3 protein-coding genes are annotated in these 4140 nt (G+C 60.2%); all 3 read left to right on the top strand.

Annotation, left to right across the window (positions count from 1 at the left end):
* The coding region (locus tag ACW9HW_RS29225) for a hypothetical protein (RefSeq protein WP_457402796.1) at positions 1–1353 on the top strand (1353 nt) is incomplete at its 5' end.
* Positions 1350–2378 (top strand): HAD family hydrolase, encoded by a 1029-nt coding sequence (locus tag ACW9HW_RS29220; RefSeq protein WP_457402794.1) that lies wholly within the window; start codon positions 1350–1352, stop codon positions 2376–2378. The genes ACW9HW_RS29225 and ACW9HW_RS29220, both read left to right, overlap by 4 nt.
* 68 nt (positions 2379–2446) lie before the next feature.
* Positions 2447–4033: an arylsulfatase gene (locus ACW9HW_RS29215; RefSeq protein WP_457402792.1), complete on the top strand. Its 1587-nt coding sequence runs from the start codon at positions 2447–2449 to the stop codon at positions 4031–4033.
* The last annotated feature ends 107 nt before the right edge of the window (positions 4034–4140 follow it).

Genomic DNA, 4140 nt, shown 5'->3' with positions numbered 1-4140 from the left:
TCCCCCTGTGGGAGCGAGCCTGCTCGCGAATACCGCAGATCAATCACCACAGTTCTGTGCCCGTTGCTCATTTGCCTGACCAGCACAATCACCTTCGCCGCCGAACCTGAATTAAGGGTCCAGACAAGCCTGCAACCCAGCACCCCACCCATGGTCGGCAGCCTCGTCGAACTGCAACTCGACATCCTCACCGACACCTGGTTCACCGACGCCCCCACCCTGCCCGACCTGAAACTGCCGGGGGCGCTGGTCATGCCCCCGGACGGCCATGCCGAACACCTGAACCAGACCCTTGACGGTAAATCCTTCAATGGCATGCGCTACAGCTTCCTGATCACCCCGAATGTGGCCCGGGGTTTCGACATCCCCGCCCTGACCGTGCGCGCCACACCCGGCCAGGCCAGCGCCGAACTCAGCGCGCAGAGCCAGCCGTTGCATTTTGTCGCGACGCAACCGCCAGGGTTCGCGCCCGGTGAGCCGGTACTGGTCGCCCAGGGGCTGAGCTTCACCCAATCAATCATCAAGGCCGACACGCCGTTGAAAGTCGGCGATAGCCTCACCCGGCAATTGACCCTGCAAGCCGACGGTGCCCTGGCCATGTCGTTGCCGACGCCAGTACTGGGCGATGTCAGCGGCCTCAGCCGTTACCCGAAAACCCCGCAGGTCAGCACCCTGGACGACGGTCGCGGCCACTTCACCGGCGGCCAGCGCATCGACAGCGTGACTTACCGGATCGACCACGCAGGCCATCACACGTTACCAGCCATCGAACTGAAATGGTGGGACGTCGCCAGCCAACAGACCCGCATCGCTCAAGTCCCTGCCGTAGCCTTTGATGCCGTGGCCAACAGCACCTATCAGCCGGTGTTTTCGATCACCGAAGACCTGAGAAAACTCGGGCAGCAAAACCGCGTGCACCTGTCGGGGTTTGTCCTTGGCTGGCTGACGTTGCTGTTGAGCGTGGTGTTGCTGATGGGGTTCGTGCGCCCGTTCATTCATCGCGCGTACCTGCGCTGGCAAGCACGGCGTCATGCCCGTCATGCGGCCTGGCTGGAATCCGCCGACTACGCCTGGCGGCAGATCCCGCCGCAGCTCGACGGCAAACCGCCGCAGCTGAGCGCCCTCTATCTGTGGACCCGTCGCCTGCGCAAAGGCCTGAAATTGACCGCATTCGGCCCGCGCCTGCAAGCACTGTTGCGCGCCTGTTACGGCCGTGAGCCGACCAAAGATCAGGCACTGCTTCAACTCAGGCAATCCTTGACTACGCTGCATAGTCAGGCCGAACACAACAAAGAATCAGTCGCTCCCGCACTGCGACCACTGAATCCCGTTCACGAGAAGGATTTCCCATGACGAACCCGATTTCGATCCGCCAGCACCACGGACTGAGGTTGTTACTGACGCTGGTCCTGAGCCTGCCATTGCTGGTTCAGGCAGCCGAGCCGTTGCCCTCGTGGAACGACGGCCCGTCGAAAAAGAACATCATCGAATTCGTCCAGGCCGTGACCGACCGGAACAGCAAGGACTTCGTCAAACCCGAAGATCGTATCGCCGTGTTCGACAACGACGGCACGCTGTGGAGCGAGCAGCCGATGTACTTCGAGTTGTTGTTCGCCCTCGATGAAGTCAAGCGCACCGCGCCACAACACCCGGAATGGAAAACCACCCAGCCGTTCAAGGCGGTACTGGAAAATGATCACCAGGCCCTGGCGGCGACCGGCACGGACGGCCTGCTGAAAATCGTCGGCGCGACCCACAGCGGCATGACCACCGAAGCCTTCGACGATTACGCCAAGACCTGGTTAAGCCAGGCCCGTCATCCGAAAACCGGCAAGCCGTACACCGAAATGATCTACCAGCCGATGCTGGAAATGCTCGACTACCTGCGTCGCCTGGACTTCAAGACCTACATCGTCTCCGGCGGCGACACCGGTTTCATGCGCGCCTTTGCCGAACAGGTCTACGGCGTTCCACCCGAGCAGGTCATCGGCACCACCTTTGTCACCGCGTTTGAATACAAAGACGGCAAGGCGTCGATCCTGCGCACGCCAAAACTGGCCCACAACGACGATGGGCCGGGCAAACCGGAAAGCATCGATGCCGTGATCGGGCGTCGGCCGATTCTTGCTTTCGGCAACTCCGATGGCGACCTGCAGATGCTGCAGTGGACCGCCGCCGGGCCGGGTAAACGCTTCATGGGCCTGGTGCATCACACAGACGCCAAACGCGAATGGGCTTACGACCGCGAATCGAAGATCGGCCGTCTGGACAAAGCCCTGGACGAAGCGAAAAGCCGTGGCTGGACAGTGGTCGACATGGCTGCCGAATGGCGGCGGATCTACCCCTTCGATGCCCCCATACCCGAGCAAGTGCAATAAGAGCGTGATGCAGGACCGCAATGAACGTTTGTCGCACCGAGCGACGCAAAGCAAAAGGAGCAAGTCATATGACTGGCATACGCAAATGGTTACCGAAGGCGGCCCTGCTGGCGGCTTCGGTGATGGCGTTCTCGGCAACCGCCGGGGCCGCCGATAAACCCAATATCCTCGTAATCTTTGGCGACGACATCGGCCAGACCAACATCAGTGCCTATTCCATGGGCGTGGTCGGCTACAAGACGCCGAACATCGACCGCATCGCCAAGGAAGGCATGATGTTCACCGACTACTACGCGGAGAACAGCTGCACCGCAGGACGCTCTTCGTTCATCACCGGTCAGACGCCGCTGCGTACCGGTCTGTCGAAAGTCGGTATCCCGGGAGCCCCGGTGGGTCTGCAAAAGCGTGATATCACTATCGCCCAGGCACTCAAGTCCCAAGGCTACGCCACCGGCCAATTCGGCAAAAACCACCTCGGCGACCGCGATGAATACCTGCCAACCAACCACGGGTTCGACGAATTCTTCGGCAACCTGTATCACCTCAATGCCGAAGAAGAGCCGGAGCGCCCCTACTGGCCCAAGGATGACCCTGAATTCGTCAAGGCCGCATCACCCCGTGGCGTGATCCACAGCTTCGCCGACGGCAAGATCGAAGACACCGGTGCTCTGACCGCCAAGCGCATGGAAACCATCGATGACGAAACCACTGCCGCGGCACAAGCGTTCATCGAGAAACAGGCCAAGGCCGACAAGCCGTTCTTCGTCTGGATGAACACCACGCGCATGCACTTGTTTACCCACGTGCGCGATTCGATGAAGGGCCAGAGCGGCATGCCCGGCAATGAATACGCCGATGGGATGCTGGAGCACGACGGCGACGTCGGCAAACTGCTGAAAACCCTCGATGACCTGAAAATCACCGACAACACCATCGTCGTCTACACCACCGACAACGGTCCGAACCAGTTCTCCTGGCCGGACGCGGCAACCACACCGTTCCGTAACGAGAAGAACTCCAATTGGGAAGGTGCTTATCGCGTGCCAGCGATGATTCGCTGGCCAGGCAAGATCAAGCCGGGTGAAGTCTCCAACGAGATGTTCTCGGGCCTGGACTGGTTCCCGACCCTCCTCGCGGCGGCGGGCGATGCCGATGTAAAAAACAAACTGCTCAAAGGCTGGGCGCCGACCTCCGGCGGTAATAACTTCAAGGTGCACTTGGACGGCTACAACCAACTGCCGTACCTGACCGGCCAGGCGCCGAAAAGCGAGCGTAAGGAGTTCTACTACTTCAACGACGACGGCATGTTGGTCTCGATGCGTTACGGCAACTGGAAAGCAGTCTTCTGCGAACAGCGCGCACCGGGTGGATTCAAGGTCTGGAGCGAACCGTTCGTGTGCCTGCGGGTACCGAAAGTCTTCAACCTGCGCATGGACCCGTATGAACGCGCCGACGTGGTTTCGGATCAGTATTACGACTGGACCACCAAGAACGTTTACCTGACCGAGATCGCCGTTATGAAGTCCGCTGCGTTCCTCGAAACCTTCGTCGATTATCCACCTAGCCAGAAACCGGCCAGCTTCAGTGTTGACCAGGTGCGGGCGGCAGTGGATGCAAAAATCGCTGAAAAAATGAAGAACCAGCCTGCACAGTAAGACCGCGTGTCCGCCGCTCGCCCTCATCGGCGAGCGGCGATTTTTCGACCTGAGACCGCATCAACTTCATTCGCGAGCAGGCTCGCTCCCACAGGGATTTTCCGCTC

The sequence above is a fragment of the Pseudomonas sp. SDO5532_S415 genome (genome assembly GCF_054071155.1).
This window is presented reverse-complemented; position numbering and strand designations above follow the sequence as displayed.